Genomic DNA, 15,641 nt, shown 5'->3' on the forward strand with positions numbered 1-15,641 from the left:
TGTGGTGGCTGTCCGTTATCGACGCGCTCTTCGTAGCAGGTCTGTCGTGGGCCGGGTGACGCCCGTCAGACGTTTTCTGAGATACGAGGAGTGCAGTCATGGCTGAGGTCAAGCTCGCCGCTGAGGTTCGTTCCGACTTTGGTAAGGGTGCCGCGCGCCGTACCCGTCGTGAGAACAAGGTTCCGGGCGTCATTTACGGTCACGGTGCCGAGCCGCAGCACGTTGCGGTCGACAGCCACGCGCTGATGATGGCCCTCAAGACCCCGAACGTTCTGCTGAACCTGGACGTGGACGGCAAGAGCGCGCTGGTCATCCCCAAGGCGGTGCAGCGTGAGGCCATCCGTGGCTTCCTGGTGCACGTGGACTTCCTGGCCGTGAAGAAGGGCGAGAAGGTCACCGTCGAGGTGCCGATCCAGACCGAGGGTGACCTGGCGCCGGGCGGCAACCTGCTCGAGCACGTGCTGAACACGCTGCCGATCGAGGCCGAGGCGACCCACCTTCCGGAGTCGGTGACCGTCTCCATCGCGGGTCTGGACGCCGGTTCCTCGGTGCTGGCCAAGGACATCACGCTGCCGTCGGGTGCTTCGCTGGCCGTCGAGGACGACGCCGTGGTGCTGCAGGTCGTCGCGGCGCAGGCCGAGGCGCCGGCCGAGGAGGCCGCCGAGGGTGAGGGCGAAGGGTCCGCCGAGGCCTGATCCCCTTCCGGGGAGGGCGCCGGTGTCGGCGTGCCCCGGGCATTGTTTTTGTGACCGTCGTTCCGTGCCGCTGGCGCGGGGCGGCGGTCGCGTCGTTGAAGGAGTATGCAGATGACGGATGCGGGCAGTCCTTGGCTGATCGTGGGTCTGGGTAATCCTGGCCCCGAGTACGCCGCGAATCGGCACAATGTCGGTTTCATGGTGGCCGACCTGTTGGCGGAGCGTATGGGTGGCCGTTTCAAGGCGCACAAGGCGCGGGCGCAGGTGGTGGAGGGGCGGCTGGGTGCGCCGGGGCCGGGGAGTCGCCGTGTGGTGGTGGCGAAGCCGATGTCGTTCATGAATCTGTCGGGTGGTCCGACGACCGCGTTGCGGGATTTCTACAAGGTGCCGGTGGCCAATGTCGTCGCGATTCACGATGAGTTGGATATTGATTACGGTGCGCTGCGGGTGAAGTTGGGTGGCGGGGACAACGGCCATAACGGTTTGAAGTCGATCACGAAGTCGTTGGGTGCGGAGTATCACCGGGTGCGGTTCGGGATCGGTCGTCCGCCGGGTCGTATGCCGGTGGCGGATTTTGTGCTGAAGGACTTTTCGTCGGCGGAGCGTAAGGAGCTGGATTACTTCGTGGACCGTGCGGCGGATGCGGTGGAGTCGTTGATGGCGGATGGTTTGGAGCGGGCGCAGAGTTCGTACAACTCGTGAGCCGGTTCGTGAAGGGGACAGCGTGGGGCATGGTCTGACGAACCGGTTGTCCGAGGTTGACCGGGGGCGGTTGATGGCCAAGGATCGCCGCCATGCCCAGAAGCAGTACGCGCACCAGTTCGGTCAGACGTAGTCGCGCCCGTCGGGCGGGTGAGAGCGCCTATGGGGCGTTGCTCGTCGCCCGGACGGGGTTGATGGGTCTGCTGGCGTTGCTGTTGTTGGTGGCGGGTGTGTGGACGTCGTGGGATACGGCGCAGTACGCGATGCTCGTCAAGGCGCGGGAGCGCGGCACGATGGTGGTGAAGTCGTGCCAGGACAAGCGGTGTACGGGGCCGTATGTGCCGACGGAGGGGGCGGGCCGGGCGCGGCCGAAGGTGTCGGTTGCGCAGGCGGCGGCGCCGGATCTGGGCGAGCGGATCGATGTGACGGTGAAGCCGGGTACGACGCGTGCGGTGCGGACGGGGCCGGCTGGGATGTTGCATGCGTGGGTGCCGTTTGCGGGGTCGTTGTTGCTGGCGGCGTTGGTGGTGGCCGGGGGTATGCGGTTGCGGCGTACGGCGTGGGTGATGGGGTTGTTCGGGGCGGTGTTGTTGGGGGCGGCGTTCGCCGCGTTGTAGGCGGGTGTGACGCGGCCCGCCTGTGCAGCGGAAAACGCCGGCCTTCAGGACCATGACGGGGTCGTGAAGGCCGGCGTCGCACGGGGCTCCGTTTGTTCCACGGCGGGCCCGGGTGGCTCTGGGGCTCGGTGGTTGAGCGCCGTGGCGAGGCGGTGTGTCAGCCGCCGATCGGGCCCAGCGGGATGTCCGAGACGGTGAGGCTGACGGACTTGATGGAGCCGCCGGTCAGGACGGGGATGCCGTTCGGGCCCGGGGCGAAGTGGGCGGTCAGGCCGTTCAGGGAGCCGCTGACGGAGAGGCCACCGGCGACGTTGTCGAGGTCGTCGTCGGCTATCTCGCGGGTCTCGATGCGGGAGGTGTTGCTCATGGTGGTGAGCGTCCTTTTCCACTAGTGGTGTGTCGCAATGCGTGACGCACTGGAGCGGGAGCCTCTTGGCCGGCTCCCGCCATGCGTCAGATTGCCCGCTCGGGAGGGGCGTGGTGAGAAGAACGCCCCTCCCTTCACGTGCTGTACACACCGCGTCTTGAAGCGGAAGCACTGCGTCACATCGGGCCCCGGATCGACCGGCCGGGGCGGGGTGGGTCAGCCGGTGTTGCGCAGGCCGGCCGCGACGCCGTTGACGGTGAGCAGGAGTGCGCGGGCGAGTACCGGGTCGGCCTCTTCTCCGCGTTCCGCGGCCGCGCGCTGGCGGTGCAGCAGGGAGACCTGGAGGTAGGAGATCGGGTCGAGGTAGGCGTCGCGGATGTGGAAGGTCTGCTTGAGGGCCGGGTTGGAGTCGAGGAGTTCGGTTTCTCCGGTGATGCGCAGGACTTCGGCGACGGTGAGTTCGTGTTCGGCCTTGATGACGTCGAAGACGTGCTTGAGCTCGTCGGGGACGAGGGTGTCGACGTAGTGCTGGGCGATCCGCAGGTCGGTCTTGGCCAGCGTCATTTCGACGTTGGAGAGGAAGTTGCGGAAGAAGTGCCAGTGTTCGTGCATTTCGTCGAGGACGGCGCCGAGTCCGGCTTCGCGGGCGGCCTTGAGGCCGGTGCCGACGCCGAACCAGCCGGGGACGATCTGGCGGGACTGGGTCCAGCCGAAGACCCAGGGGATGGCACGCAGTCCGTCGAGCGAGACGCCCGAGCCGGGGCGGCGGGAGGGCCGCGAGCCCAGGTGCAGGTCGGCGAGCTGGTCGACCGGCGTGGAGGCGAGGAAGTACGTCGGCAGGTCGGGGTCTTCGACGAGCCGGCGGTAGGAGCCGTGGGCGGCCTCGGAGACGGTCTCCATGGCGGCGTCCCAGCGGGCGAGGGCTTCGTCGGACTGGCGGGGTGCGGTGTGCAGGGCGGAGGCCTGCAGGGTTGCCGCGACGGTCAGTTCGAGGTTTTCCCGGGCCAGGGACGGCACGAGGTACTTGTCGGAGATGACCTCGCCCTGTTCGGTGACCTTGATTTCGCCTTCGAGGGTGCCGTAGGGCTGGGCGAGGATGGCGTCGTGGGAGGGGCCGCCGCCGCGGCCGACGGTGCCGCCGCGGCCGTGGAAGAGGCGCAGGCGTACGCCGTGCCGGTGGGCGACGTCGCGCAGCAGGCGCTGGGCGCGGTGGATTTCCCACTGGCTGGTGGTGATGCCGCCGAACTTCGAGGAGTCGGAGTAGCCGAGCATGACCTCCTGGACGTCGCCGCGCAGGGCGACGAGGCGTCGGTAGGAGGGGTCGGAGAGCATCTCGTCGAGGAGCTGGTCGGCGATCTTCAGCTCGTCGGTGGTTTCGAGGAGGGGGACGATGCCGATCTTGGCCCAGCCGGCGTGGAGGTCGATGAGGCCGGCTTCGCGGGCGAGTACGGCGGCGGCGAAGACGTCGTCGGAGCCCTGGCACATGGAGATGATGTAGGACTCGATGACCTCGGGGCCGAAGGTGTCCTTGGCCTTGAGGATCGTGCGGAAGACGCCGAGGGTCTTGGCGCCGGCCTCGTCGAGGGGGGCGGGGTGGGGGGCCAGGGGGCGGCGGGAGCGCAGTTCCTTGGCGAGGAGCTTGCGGCGGTAGTCGCGTGGCATGTCGACGTAGCGCCAGGATTCTTCGCCGAGGCGGTCGAAGAGCTGGCCGAGGGCCTGGTGGTGGGCGTCGGCGTGCTCGCGGATGTCCATGGTGGCGAGCTGGAGGCCGAACGCGGCGATGGTGCGCAGGGCGCGTTCCAGGCGGCCGTCGGCGACCAGGCCGCCGCGGTGTGCGCGCAGTGAGGTCTGGATGAGGGCGAGGTCGTCGAGGAGTTCGGCGGTGCCGAGGTAGTCGCGGCCGGGGACGTGGGTGGTGTCGGCGGCGAGCCGGTCGCGGGTGTTGAGGAGCTTCTGGCGGATGCAGGTGGCCTTGAGGCGGTAGGGCTCCTCGGCGTTCAGCCGCTTGTAGCGGGGGCTGAATTCGGGGAGGAGTTCCAGGTCGCGCTTGAGGGAGTCCAGCAGTTCGTCGGTGGCTCCGCAGTTGCGGATGGAGTTCGACAGGGCGTTGCGCAGCTCGTCGACGTGTTCCAGGGCGTCGGTGATGCCGTGTTCGTGCTGGAGGATCAGGACGTCCCAGGTGACCTGGGGGGTGACGTTGGGGTTGCCGTCGCGGTCGCCGCCGATCCAGGTGCCGAAGGTGAGGGGGCGGGTGCCGGCGGGCAGTTCGGTGCCGGCCCGCTCCAGTTCGGCGGCGAGGTCTTCGAGGACGTCGCCGACGGCGCCACGGCTCAGTTCGTCGAGGTAGTAGATGGCGTTGCGGGCCTCGTCCGTCGGCTCGGGCCGGGCCACTCGCAGCTCGTCGGTCTGCCAGATGAGGTCGATGTTCTCGGCGAGGCGGAGGTCGGTGCGGCGGCGTTCGGTGGTGTCCGGGTGGTCCAGGAGCTCGGCGACCCTGCGGAGCTTGGTGAGGACGGAGCGGCGGGCGGCCTCGGTGGGGTGTGCGGTGAAGACGGGGCGTACGCCGAGGTTGCGGGCGGTCTCGCGCAGGTGCTCGGGGTCGGCGTCCTTGAGCATGTCGGCGGTGCGGGCGAGGATGCCGCCTTCGGCGGCGCGCCGGGCGCGCAGCTCGCGGCCGCGGTGGACCTGCTCGGTGACGTTGGCGAGGTGGAAGTAGGTGGAGAAGGCGCGGACCAGCTTGGCGGCGGTGGCCAGGTCGGTGTCGCCCAGGAGCCGGGCGGCCGCTTCGCCGTCGGAGCGGGTCAGGGCTCGTACGCGCTCGACGAGGTCGAGGAGCTCCTGGCCTTCCTGGCGGACGAGGGTTTCGCCGAGGAGGTCGCCGAGGCGGCGGATGTCGGCGCGCAGGGCGGTGTTGTCGCGGGCCGCGCCCTCGGTGGTGTCCGTGGTCACGGCGGGCGTGGTCTCGGCGGTGTTGTCGGCACTGCTCACAGGTGCGGCTCCTTGCAACGTTCTCGGAGGGGTGTCGCACCGCGGGGTGTCCGGTAGGCGGTGGCGGGGCGACGGGTGCCGTCTGGGCTTGTGGCGGGTTGCGGACCGCGCTGTCCGACGTCCCCAGGATAGGTCTCCCCGAAATCGGCGGATCACACCGTCCGACTGCTGGGCAGTGCGGTGAGTGGGGGTGTGGCGCCTGTCACGGCCTTGCCGGGGACGGCGGCACTGCCATACTTACGAAACCGTAGGTTACGGTCCCGTAGCCGCTGCGGCGCCGCACCCGGGAGTGATCTTGCTCCCCGGGTTCGATACCCCCGAGACCCCCGCCCGAGGGACATCACATGACCGCTGGTCCAGAAGCCATCGAAGAGTCACCGATTTCTACCGATTCGCCGCTGCCGTCGGCGACGCTGGGCGGTGACAGCAAGCGTTCGCTCGAGCAGATCACGTTGCTGGCCTTCATCACCGTTCCGTTCGTGGCACTGCTGGCCGCGGTGCCGCTGGCGTGGGGCTGGGGGGTGAGCTGGCTGGATCTTGCGTTGATGACGGCGATGTACTTCATCGGCTGCCACGGCATCACCATCGGCTTCCACCGTTACTTCACGCACGGCGCCTTCAAGGCGCGGCGTCCGCTGCGCATCGCCTTGGCGATCATGGGGTCGCTGGCGGTGGAGGGCCCGCTGGTGCGCTGGGTCGCCGATCACCGTAAGCACCACAAGTTCTCCGACGCCGAGGGCGACCCGCACTCGCCGTGGCGTTACGGCGAATCGGTGCCCGCGCTGATGAAGGGCCTGTGGTGGGCGCATGTCGGCTGGATGTTCGACGAGGAGCAGACCCCGCAGCACAAGTACGCCCCGGACCTGATCAAGGACGGTGCGATCCGCGCGGTCTCCCGCCAGTTCATCCTCTGGACGACGGTGTCGCTGCTGATCCCGCCGCTGGTCGGCGGCCTGGTGACCTGGTCGTGGCAGGGGGCTTTGACGGCGTTCTTCTGGGGCTCGCTGGTCCGTGTGGCGCTGCTGCACCACGTCACGTGGTCGATCAACTCCATCTGTCATGCGGTCGGCAAGCGCCCCTTCAAGTCCCGTGACCGCTCCGGGAACGTGTGGTGGCTGGCGGTGCTGTCCTGCGGTGAGTCCTGGCACAACCTCCACCACGCGGACCCGACGTGCGCCCGGCACGGTGTGCTGAAGGGGCAGCTGGACTCCAGCGCCCGCCTCATCCGCTGGTTCGAGAGGGCGGGCTGGGCGTATGACGTCCGCTGGCCGAACGCCTCGCGGATCGACGCCCGGCGGGTGAGTGAGGAAGGGCGCGATGGGGGTACCTCCCAGCGGTAGCCGGGGGAGGCATGATTGACGGGTGGCGATCGACGGCAGCAGCGTGAACAACGGCAAGGACAAGACTCCTCCCGGTGCGGGTACCCGGCGGACCCGCAGGGTCCGGATGACCGGCGCCGAGCGCCGTGAGCAGCTGCTGGACATCGGTCGCACGCTCTTCGCGGAGCGCGGTTTCGAGGGCACGTCGGTCGAGGAGATCGCGGCGAAGGCGGGCGTGTCCAAGCCGGTGGTCTACGAGCACTTCGGCGGCAAGGAAGGCCTGTACGCGGTGGTCGTGGACCGCGAGATGCGCCAGCTGCTCGACATGGTGACCGGTGCGCTGACCGCCGGCCATCCCCGCGAGCTCCTCGAACAGGCCGCGTTCGCGCTGCTCGATTACATCGAGACGTTCACGGACGGCTTCCGCATCCTCGTGAGGGATTCGCCCGTCGCCCAGTCCACGGGCACGTTCGCGTCCCTGATCAGCGATATCGCCACCCAGGTGGAAGACATCCTCGGCCTGGAGTTCAAGGCCCGCGGCTTCGACGCCAAGCTGGCCCCGCTGTATGCCCAGGCGCTGGTCGGCATGGTCGCGCTGACCGGGCAGTGGTGGCTGAACGTCCGCAAGCCGAAGAAGGCCGAGGTGGCGGCCCATCTGGTGAATCTGGCGTGGCACGGCCTGGACGGCCTGGAGGCGAAGCCGCGGCTGATCGGGCACCGGAAGGCGTGAGCGCGGGGCCGGCGAGGTGCGGCTCGCCCTGTGTCGGCGGGCGCTCGGCGGGCCGGCTTCAGGGCGTCGGCTCCAGGAACTCCAGCCGGTTGCCGACCGGGTCGGCCGAGTAGAAGCGCCGGTGGCCCGGCAGCTTGTCGTCCCAGGTGACGGGGGCGCCGGCGGCGGTGAGGCGGGCGGCGACGGTGTCGATGCCGCTGACCCGGATGCCGGGGTGGGACTTGGGTGAGGGGTGGTGGTCCGCGGTGATGCCCAGGTGGAGACGGGCCGTGCCGGCCTCGAACCAGCATCCGCCGCGGGTGGCGAGCGACGGGGGTTTGGGGACTTCCGTCATGCCGAGGGTGTCCGCGTAGAAGGCGCGCAGGGTGTCCTCGGTGCCGGGGGGTGCGGCGAGCTGGATGTGGTCGAGGCCGGTGATCACGGCGGGGTGCCTCCGGGGTTCGGTCAGTGCGGGGGTTTGTGGGCGACGGCGAAGATGCGGCGGAAGGGGAAGACCGTGCCGTGGGGGCCGGTGGGGTAGGCCTGCCGGAGGAGGTCGCGGAATTCGGCGAGGAAGGCGTCGCGTGCTGCGGGGTCGTCCCCCAGGGCGGTCAGGACGGGGCGCAGGGCGGTGCCCTTGACCCAGTCCAGGACGGGGTCGTCGCCCTGGAGGAGCTGGACGTAGGTGGTTTCCCATACGTCTGCGGTGCAGCCGAGGTCGGTGAGGCGTTCGAGGTATCCGGCCGGTTCGAGGATGTGGATGAAGCGGCGGCCGTGGGTGGTGAGGCGCTCGCGCCATTGGGGGGCGTCGCACAGCTCGCCGAGGAGGGCGTGGCTGGGTGAGGTGAAGTTGCCGGGGACCTGGAAGGCGAGGGTGCCGCCGGGGGTGAGGGCGTCGATCCAGCGGGGGAACGACTCCGGGTGGTTGGGGACCCATTGGAGCGCCGCGTTGGAGACGATCAGGTCGTACTGCTCGTCGGGGGTCCAGTCGGCGGCGTCGGCGGGCGCGAAGTCGAGGAGGCCGCCGCCGGGTGTGGGGCCGGCGTAGGTCTTGGCCTCGCTGAGCATCTCGGGGGAGTTGTCGAGGCCGGTGATGTGGGCGTCGGGCCAGCGGTCGGCGAGCTGGACGGTGACGTTCCCGGGACCGCATCCGAGGTCGGCGATGCGGGTGGGGGCCGCGTGCCGGGGCAGCTCGGGTATGCGGTTGAGCAGGTCGTGGAACGGCCGGGTGCGGTGCCCGGAGTGGTGGAGATACTGCTGCGGATCCCAGGTTGGTGCGTCGTGCATGTTCGAAACCCCTTCGCTGATACAGGGCTGATCTGGGCTCACGAACCGGTTGGTTTTGGCCAACGCTGGTGAAGCGAGCTTCCCGCCGACGATGCCCAATAGTCCATCGAAATATATCTCGACGTCAAGAGACTTCATGTCGAGGGACCCTTTACACTGATCGTCATGGAGGACGAGGTCGACCGACTGGTTGCAGCATGGCGCCGCGAGCGCCCGGACCTCGACGTGGAACCGCTGGAGGTCCTCAGCCGGGTGTCCAGACTGGCCAGACACCTCGACCGGGCCCGGCGGATCGCGTTCGCCGAGGTGGGGCTCGAGCCCTGGGAATTCGATGTGCTGACCGCCCTGCGGCGGGCCGGCGCGCCGTATCAGCTCTCACCCGGCGCCCTGCTGACGCAGACACTGGTCACCTCCGGCACGATGACCAACCGCATCGACCGGCTCGCCAAGAAGGACCTCGTCGAGCGGCTGCCCGACCCCAGCGACCGGCGCGGAGTCCTCGTCCGGCTGACCGCCGAGGGCCGCGACAAGGCGGATCAGTCGCTGGCCGGGCTGCTGGCCCAGGAGCGCGCCATCCTCGCCGAGCTGTCCCGCCAGCAGCGCCATGAATTGGCCGGTCTGCTGCGCAGGTTGACGGGTCCTTTCGACAATATTCCGGGCTGACGGGGCCGGCGCGCCGGACCGGCGCGTCCGGCCGGGTCGGCACGCCCTCCGCGGGGTGACGGCCGCGGCTCCCTGCGTACGTCCCCTTGCCCCGCAGCCGTCCCGTCGGCTTGGATCGCGCCATGAGCCAGCAGCGCGCACCGCACTCGGCGAACGGCGGCGACGGCGGCCCGTACGGCAGGCGGTTCGCGGGCCGTACGGTGCTGGTGACCGGCGCCGCGGCCGGGATCGGGGCGGCGACCGCCGACCGGCTGGCGGCCGAAGGGGCCGCCGTACTCCTGCTGGACATCGATGTCGAACGCGGCGAGCACACCGCGCGGCGCATCCGGGCGGCCGGCGGCCAGGCCTCGTACGAGCCGTGCGATGTGGCGTCGGAGGACGACTGGCGGCGGGCGGTCGAGGCGGCGCGGCGGCGTTACGGGCCGGTCGACGGGCTGGTCAGCAACGCCTTCCTGCCCTATGTGGCGGCCGCCGACCGCACCTCGCTCGCCGACTGGGAGCGGCAGATCGCGGTCAACCTCACCGGCTCCTTCCTCGGCGTGCGCGCCGCGCTGGAGGATCTGCGGCGGCGGCACGGCGCCGTGGTGCTGACCTCGTCCGTCCATGCACTGATCGGGCTGCCGGGGCGCCCCGCGTACGCCGCGGCCAAGGCCGGACTGACAGGGCTGGGGCGGCAGCTGGCCGTGGAGTACGGGCCCGAGGTGCGGGTCAACAGCGTGCTGCCGGGGCCGGTGCTGACCGCCGCCTGGGACGGCATCGGCGAGGCGGAGCGGCAGGCCAGCGCCGAGGAGACCGTGGCGCGGCGGCTGGGGCGGCCCGAGGAGGTCGCCGCGGCCATCGCCTTTCTGCTCTCTCCGGAGGCATCCTTCGTCACGGGGGCGAGCCTCGTCGTCGACGGCGGCTGGAGCGTGTACAAGAACTCGAGTTGAAGCGGGACAGCGAGAATCTGAACTTCGACCCTGGGGGTCCGATGGGCGGCATTCACTTCGGCGGCGACTACAACCCCGAGCAGTGGCCCGAGGAGGTGTGGGCCGAGGATCTGAAGCTGATGAAAGCGGCCCATGTCACCATGGTCACGGCCGGGATCTTCTCCTGGGCCAAGGTCGAACCCCGGCCCGGGGAATGGGACTTCGGTTGGTTCGACAAGGTGATGGACGGCCTCGCGGGGGCGGATATCGCGGTCTGTCTGGCGACGATGACCGCCTCTCCCCCGCCCTGGCTCTCCCGCGCGCACCCCGAGATCCTTCCCGAGGGCCCCGACGGGCAACGCCGCTGGCCCGGCGGCCGGCAGCACTACTGCCCCTCCAGCCCCGTCTACCGCGCCCACGCCGTACGCCTCGTCGAGCAGCTCGCCACCCGCTACGCCGGCCATCCGGCGCTGGCGATGTGGCATGTGGGCAATGAGTACGGGTGCCACACCCGGCAGTGCTTCTGCGAGGTGTCGGCCGAGGACTTCCGGGGCTGGCTGCGGGAGCGGTACGAGAGCGTCGAGGCGCTGAACGACGCCTGGTCGACGGCGTTCTGGTCGCAGGCGTACGGGGATTTCGACGAGGTGCTGCCACCGCGCACCGCGCCCACCTTCCCCAACCCCGCCCAGCAGCTGGACTATCTGCGGTTCGGCGATGCGGCGCTACGGGCCTGCTATCTGGCCGAGAAGGAGGTGCTGACGCGGCTCACGCCCGCGGTGCCGGTCACCACCAATCTGATGCCGCAGCACAAGCCCGTGGACGCGTTCGCCTGGTCGCCGCACATGGACGCCATGGCGCTGGACATGTACCAGGATCCCTACGCGGCCGACGACCACATCCGGGCCGGGTACGTCTTCGACCTGATGCGCTCCGCCCGTTCCGGGCAGCCCTGGCTGCTGCTGGAGCAGGCGCCGAGTGCGGTCAACTGGCGGCCGCGCAACGGACCCAAGCCGCCGGGCGCGATGCGGCTGTGGAGCTGGCAGGCCGTCGCCCAGGGGGCGGATGCGGTGCTGTACTTCCAGTGGCGGCAGTCGCTGGGCGGGGCGGAGAAGTTCCACTCCGCGATGCTGCCGCACGGCGGGACGGACACCCGGATCTTCCGTGAAGTGCAGGAGCTGGGGCGGGAGTTGGCATCGGTCCCGGAGATCGCGGGGTCGCGGTCGCGGGCCTCGGTGGCGCTGCTGGCGGACTGGCACAGCTGGTGGGCGCTGGAGGTGGACTCCAAACCGTCGACCGCGCTGGACCATTCGCGGCTCGCGCTCGACCACTACCGGCCGTTCTTCGAGGCGAGCGTGGCGTGCGACGTGGTGCCGCCGCAGCGCGAGCTGACGGGCTACCGCCTCGTGGTCGTCCCCAACCTCTATCTGCTCACCGAGCGGGACGCGGCGCGGCTGGCGGCCTATGTGCGCGGCGGCGGGCGGCTGCTGGTGTCGTTCTTCTCGGGGATCGTCGACGAGCACGACCGGGTGCATCCGGGCGGCTATCCGGCGCCGCTGCGGGAGCTTCTGGGGCTGCGGGTGGAGGAGTTCTGGCCGCTGGACGCGGGCCATGCGGTCGCGATCGGCGGCGACGAGGGGACGTACACGGGGTCGGCGGACCTGTGGTCGGAGGCGATCGACCTCGAAGGGGCCGAGGCGCTGGCGTACTTCGCGGACGGGGAGCTGGCGGGGCGGCCCGCGGTGACCCGGCACGCCTACGGGCGCGGCACCGTCTGGTACGTCGGTACCCGCCTGGAGGCGGGCCTGATGCGGGCGCTGGTGGACGACGTACGGGAGGCGGCCGGGGTGGCGCCCGTGCTGCCGGGGCTGCCGGACGGGGTCCAGGCGACCGTGCGCGAGGACCCCGAGGGGCGCTACGGGCAGTTCACGTTCCTGCTCAACCACCGCGCCGAGCCGGTCGAGGTGGCGCTTCCCGAGCCGATGACGGACGCGCTGGCGGCGACGCCGGAGGCGGCCGCGCCCACGGACCGGATCACCCTGCCGGGACGGGGCGTGGCCGTGCTGACCGGGGCCGGGGCGCGCGCCTAGGGCCTGTCCGATGGGACAGGCCCTAGCCGGCGCCCACCGGGGCGGCCGCGGCCGCCGTCGTCCCGACCTCCGCCGGGCCCACCCCGGCCCGGCGGGCCAGCGCCACCGCCGCGAGGGTGGAGTGCACCCCGAGCTTGCCCAGGACGTTCTGCATATGGGTACGGACGGTGTGCGGGGAGAGGAACAGCCGCTCGGCGACCGCCTTGCGGCCCAGGCCCGCGACCATGCAGCGCAGCACCTCACGCTCGCGCGGCGTCAGCGACTCCACCAGCCGCTCGCTCTCGCTGCGGTGCTTGCGGGCCGCCGTCAGCTCGCGCAGCACACCGGTCAGCAGGGCGGGCGGCAGATGCGTTTCATCACGCAGTACGCCGCGGATGACGGCGAGCAGCCGGGACAGCGAACAGTCCTTGGCGACCCAGCCCGAGGCGCCGGCCTGGAGGGCGACGGCCGCGCGGCGCGGGTCGTCGCGCTCGGCGAGGACGACCGTCCGCAGATACGGGTGGCTGGTGCGCAGGCCGGAGACGAGCGCGATACCGGCCGAGGCGGCGGCGCGCGGCGCGCCCTGCTGCGCGGCGGACGGCTGCGGCGGCACCGCTGCCAGCGGCGCGACGGCGGCCAGCTCGGCGTCGGCGAGCAGCACATCGAAGCGACGGCCCTCGGCGGCCGCCCGCTCCAGGCTGCGCAGCGCGGCCGGGGCGCTGCCCGCCGCCGCCACGTCCACGTCCTGTTCCGCCGCGAGCGCGGCCGCCAGGGATTCGGCGAAGATGCGGTGGTCGTCGACCACCAGAACCCGGATGCGTTGCACGGAGACCCCCTGTCTCGGTGAACGGACCATAGCGGGCACGACGCCCGGATTGAAGATCGCCTCGACCGCACGGCCGCCGCCGTGCCGCAATGACTACCCCGCCCCGGGCGCCGTACCCGACGGTCTCGCCCCCTGATGCGCACCGGCCCCCACCGGTGCTGATCTCAGAGTACGGACGGGGAGCGGCAAGTGAAGCCGAATGGCCGAACTGGTCCGTACCTCGGGGCGCTTTTGCGACGGTCCGGTGGACGATGTGCGGCGGCTCCGTGGCTGTTCCGTCCGCGCCGCCGCGGGACGTCTCCCGTTACAGCAGGCGGCGGGCTCCGGCGCCGGGCACGACGGTGAAGACGCGCGGGGGAACGAATCCGGCCGCCGCGAAGGCGTCGGTGACGGCGGTGGTGACCGCCTTCGCGTCGGCTTCCTCGACGAGGACGACGGCCGAGCCGCCGAAGCCGCCGCCGGTCATCCGGGCCCCGACCGCGCCCGCCGCGACGGCGGTGTCGACGGCGAGGTCCAGCTCGGCACAGGAGATCTTGAAGTCGTCGCGGAGCGAGGCGTGTCCGGCGGTCAGCAGCGGGCCGATCGCGCGGGTCTCGCCGGCGTCGAGGCGGGCGATGACCTCTTCGACCCGGTGGTTCTCGGTGACGATGTGCCGTACGAGGTCGCGGACGTCGGGCTGGTCGGCAAGCTTGTCGAGCGCTTCGGGCAGATGCGCATAGGGCACATCGCGCAGGGCGCGTACGCCGAGCGCCCGCGCGCCGCGCTCGCAGCCGGCGCGCCGCTGTGCGTATGCGCCGTCGCCGAGTTCGTGCTGCACGCGGGTGTCGACGACGAGGAGTTGCAGCCCCTCCGCCGCCAAATCGAACGGTACTTGACGCCGGGTGAGGTCGCGGGTGTCCAGGAACAGGGCGTGGCCGTCGGTGCAGCAGGCGGCGGCGGTCTGGTCCATGATTCCGCAGGGCACGCCGACGAAGGCGTTCTCGGCGCGCTGGGCGAGCCGGGCCAGGCGCTGGGGGGCGAGGCCGAGGCCGTAGAGGTCGTTGAGGGCGAGCGCGGTGACGACCTCCAGGGCGGCGGAGGAGGAGAGTCCGGCGCCGGTGGGCACGGTGCTCTCGTAGTGCAGATCGGCGCCGCCCACCGGCAGTCCGGCCTCCCGCATCGCCCAGACGATGCCCGCGGGGTAGGCGGCCCACCCTCCCTCGGGTGCCGGCCGCAGCTCGTCGATGACCAGCTCGACGGTGCCGCCGTCGGCGCCGGCGGAGTGCAGGCGCAGCACGCCGTCCGGGCGGGCCGAGGCGGCGGCGACGGTGGTGTGCGGGAGGGCCAGCGGCATCACGAAGCCGTCGTTGTAGTCGGTGTGTTCACCGATCAGGTTGACCCGGCCCGGGGCTGCCCAGATCCCGGTGGGGGCGGCCCCGTAGACGGCGCCGAACGCCTCGGCCGTCCGGGTCGCGGCTTCGTGATCGCGCATCAGGACTCCTTCGTCCCCTGTGGCTGCCGGCCGTCGGACTGCGGGCCGTCGGACTGCCGGCCGTCGAGTCGCTGGGCGAACTCCCAGGCGTCGGCGACGATGCCGGCGAGGTCGGCGCGGGCGGGGCGCCAGCCGAGCCGGTCGATGGCGGTCCGGGCGGACGCCACCAGGACGGCGGGGTCGCCGCCGCGGCGCGGGGCGACGACCTCGGGGATCGGGTGCCCGGTGACCTTGCGGACGGTCTCGATGACCTCGCGGACGGAGAAGCCGTTGCCGTTGCCGAGGTTGCAGATCAGGTGCTCGCCCGCGGTCGCCGCGTCGAGGGCGAGGAGGTGGGCCTCGGCGAGGTCGGCGACGTGGATGTAGTCGCGGACGCAGGTGCCGTCGGCGGTGGGGTAGTCGTCGCCGAAGACGGAGATCGCCTCGCGCTTGCCCTGGGCGACCTGGAGGACCAGCGGGATCAGGTGCGATTCGGGCTGGTGACGCTCGCCGCAGCTGCCGTAGGCGCCGGCGACGTTGAAGTAGCGCAGCGAGACGGCGGCCAGGCCGTGGGCGGCGGCCTCGCCGCTGATCATGTGGTCGACGGCGAGCTTGCTGGCGCCGTAGGGGTTGGTCGGCGCGGTCGGCGCGGACTCCACGATCGGGATCTGCTCGGGCTCGCCGTAGGTCGCCGCGGTGGAGGAGAAGACGAGCTTGCGGACGCCCGCCGTGCGCATGGCGGCCAGCAGCTCCATGGTGCCGCCGACGTTGTTGTCCCAGTACTTCTCGGGCTTGACGACGGACTCGCCGACCTGCGAGAACGCGGCGAAGTGCAGGACTGCGTCGTACGAGGGGTCCAGCCACTTGCCGGCGTCGCGGATGTCGCCCTCGATGAATTCGGCGCCGGCCGGGACGCCCGCACGGAAGCCGGTCGAGAGGTTGTCGAGGACGGTGACCTCGTGGCCCGCCTCCAGGAGGTGCTGGGCGACGACACTGCCCACGTATCCGGCCCCGCCGGTCACCAGGTATTTCGCAGTCACAGGC

15 protein-coding genes are annotated in these 15,641 nt (G+C 71.1%); 8 read left to right on the top strand and 7 right to left on the bottom strand.

The features are described from left to right. Positions 1-98 precede the first annotated feature (98 nt). The 3 genes from AC5677_RS15635 (at position 99) to AC5677_RS15645 (ending at position 2,014) form a co-directional block, all read left to right on the top strand. Positions 99-695, top strand: a complete 597-nt coding sequence (locus AC5677_RS15635) for a 50S ribosomal protein L25/general stress protein Ctc (protein WP_497195649.1) — start codon at positions 99-101, stop codon at positions 693-695. A 111-nt stretch (positions 696-806) separates the two neighbouring features. Next, a complete protein-coding gene (pth, locus tag AC5677_RS15640; RefSeq protein WP_497195650.1) occupies positions 807-1,397 on the top strand; it encodes an aminoacyl-tRNA hydrolase in 591 nt (196 codons plus the stop codon). Positions 1,398-1,489: 92 nt separating this feature from the next. Beyond that, positions 1,490-2,014 (top strand): hypothetical protein, encoded by a 525-nt coding sequence (locus AC5677_RS15645; protein ID WP_497195651.1) that lies wholly within the window; start codon positions 1,490-1,492, stop codon positions 2,012-2,014. Positions 2,015-2,171: 157 nt separating this feature from the next. Here the strand turns inward: AC5677_RS15645 and AC5677_RS15650 are convergent, their stop codons facing one another. Both AC5677_RS15650 and ppc read right to left on the bottom strand, forming a co-directional pair. Next, positions 2,172-2,381 (bottom strand): hypothetical protein, encoded by a 210-nt coding sequence (locus AC5677_RS15650; RefSeq protein ID WP_497195652.1) that lies wholly within the window; start codon positions 2,379-2,381, stop codon positions 2,172-2,174. Between the two features lie 216 nt (positions 2,382-2,597). Continuing rightward, positions 2,598-5,369, bottom strand: coding sequence for a phosphoenolpyruvate carboxylase (gene ppc / locus AC5677_RS15655; RefSeq protein WP_497195653.1), 2,772 nt, complete (start codon positions 5,367-5,369; stop codon positions 2,598-2,600). Between the two features lie 344 nt (positions 5,370-5,713). Here ppc and AC5677_RS15660 point away from each other — a divergent pair, with 344 nt between their 5' ends. Further along, positions 5,714-6,709 carry an acyl-CoA desaturase gene (locus AC5677_RS15660; protein ID WP_497195654.1) on the top strand — a complete coding sequence of 332 codons (996 nt, stop codon included), beginning with the start codon at positions 5,714-5,716 and terminating at the stop codon, positions 6,707-6,709. A 22-nt stretch (positions 6,710-6,731) separates the two neighbouring features. Continuing rightward, on the top strand, positions 6,732-7,418 hold the full coding sequence (locus AC5677_RS15665; protein WP_497195655.1) for a TetR family transcriptional regulator: 687 nt from the start codon (positions 6,732-6,734) through the stop codon (positions 7,416-7,418). A 58-nt stretch (positions 7,419-7,476) separates the two neighbouring features. On the opposite strand, the gene AC5677_RS15670 is transcribed toward AC5677_RS15665, so the two are convergent. Both AC5677_RS15670 and AC5677_RS15675 read right to left on the bottom strand, forming a co-directional pair. Then, on the bottom strand, positions 7,477-7,839 hold the full coding sequence (locus AC5677_RS15670) for a VOC family protein (RefSeq protein ID WP_497195656.1): 363 nt from the start codon (positions 7,837-7,839) through the stop codon (positions 7,477-7,479). A gap of 23 nt (positions 7,840-7,862) precedes the next feature. Next, positions 7,863-8,684, bottom strand: a complete 822-nt coding sequence (locus tag AC5677_RS15675) for a trans-aconitate 2-methyltransferase (RefSeq protein WP_497195657.1) — start codon at positions 8,682-8,684, stop codon at positions 7,863-7,865. A gap of 165 nt (positions 8,685-8,849) precedes the next feature. Here AC5677_RS15675 and AC5677_RS15680 point away from each other — a divergent pair, with 165 nt between their 5' ends. From AC5677_RS15680 to AC5677_RS15690, 3 genes are all read left to right on the top strand, one after another. Then, positions 8,850-9,347: a MarR family winged helix-turn-helix transcriptional regulator gene (locus AC5677_RS15680; protein ID WP_030066914.1), complete on the top strand. Its 498-nt coding sequence runs from the start codon at positions 8,850-8,852 to the stop codon at positions 9,345-9,347. Positions 9,348-9,469: 122 nt separating this feature from the next. Continuing rightward, the gene (locus AC5677_RS15685) at positions 9,470-10,276 is read left to right on the top strand and encodes an SDR family NAD(P)-dependent oxidoreductase (RefSeq protein ID WP_497195658.1); all 807 of its coding nucleotides are present in this window, start codon (positions 9,470-9,472) and stop codon (positions 10,274-10,276) included. 41 nt (positions 10,277-10,317) lie between these two features. Next, positions 10,318-12,342 (top strand): beta-galactosidase, encoded by a 2,025-nt coding sequence (locus tag AC5677_RS15690; RefSeq protein WP_497196639.1) that lies wholly within the window; start codon positions 10,318-10,320, stop codon positions 12,340-12,342. A gap of 22 nt (positions 12,343-12,364) precedes the next feature. On the opposite strand, the gene AC5677_RS15695 is transcribed toward AC5677_RS15690, so the two are convergent. The 3 genes from AC5677_RS15695 to galE all read right to left on the bottom strand — a co-directional run bounded on the left by AC5677_RS15695 (position 12,365) and on the right by galE (position 15,637). Next, positions 12,365-13,147 (bottom strand): LuxR C-terminal-related transcriptional regulator, encoded by a 783-nt coding sequence (locus tag AC5677_RS15695; RefSeq protein WP_497195659.1) that lies wholly within the window; start codon positions 13,145-13,147, stop codon positions 12,365-12,367. A gap of 304 nt (positions 13,148-13,451) precedes the next feature. Continuing rightward, entirely contained in the window at positions 13,452-14,618 is a 1,167-nt protein-coding gene (gene galK / locus AC5677_RS15700) for a galactokinase (RefSeq protein ID WP_497195660.1), read from the bottom strand. Further along, positions 14,618-15,637, bottom strand: a complete 1,020-nt coding sequence (gene galE / locus AC5677_RS15705) for a UDP-glucose 4-epimerase GalE (RefSeq protein WP_497195661.1) — start codon at positions 15,635-15,637, stop codon at positions 14,618-14,620. Before galE ends, galK begins: the two co-directional genes overlap by 1 nt. Between the last annotated feature and the right edge of the window lie 4 nt (positions 15,638-15,641).

The organism is Streptomyces sp. JLSY215 (assembly GCF_059682825.1).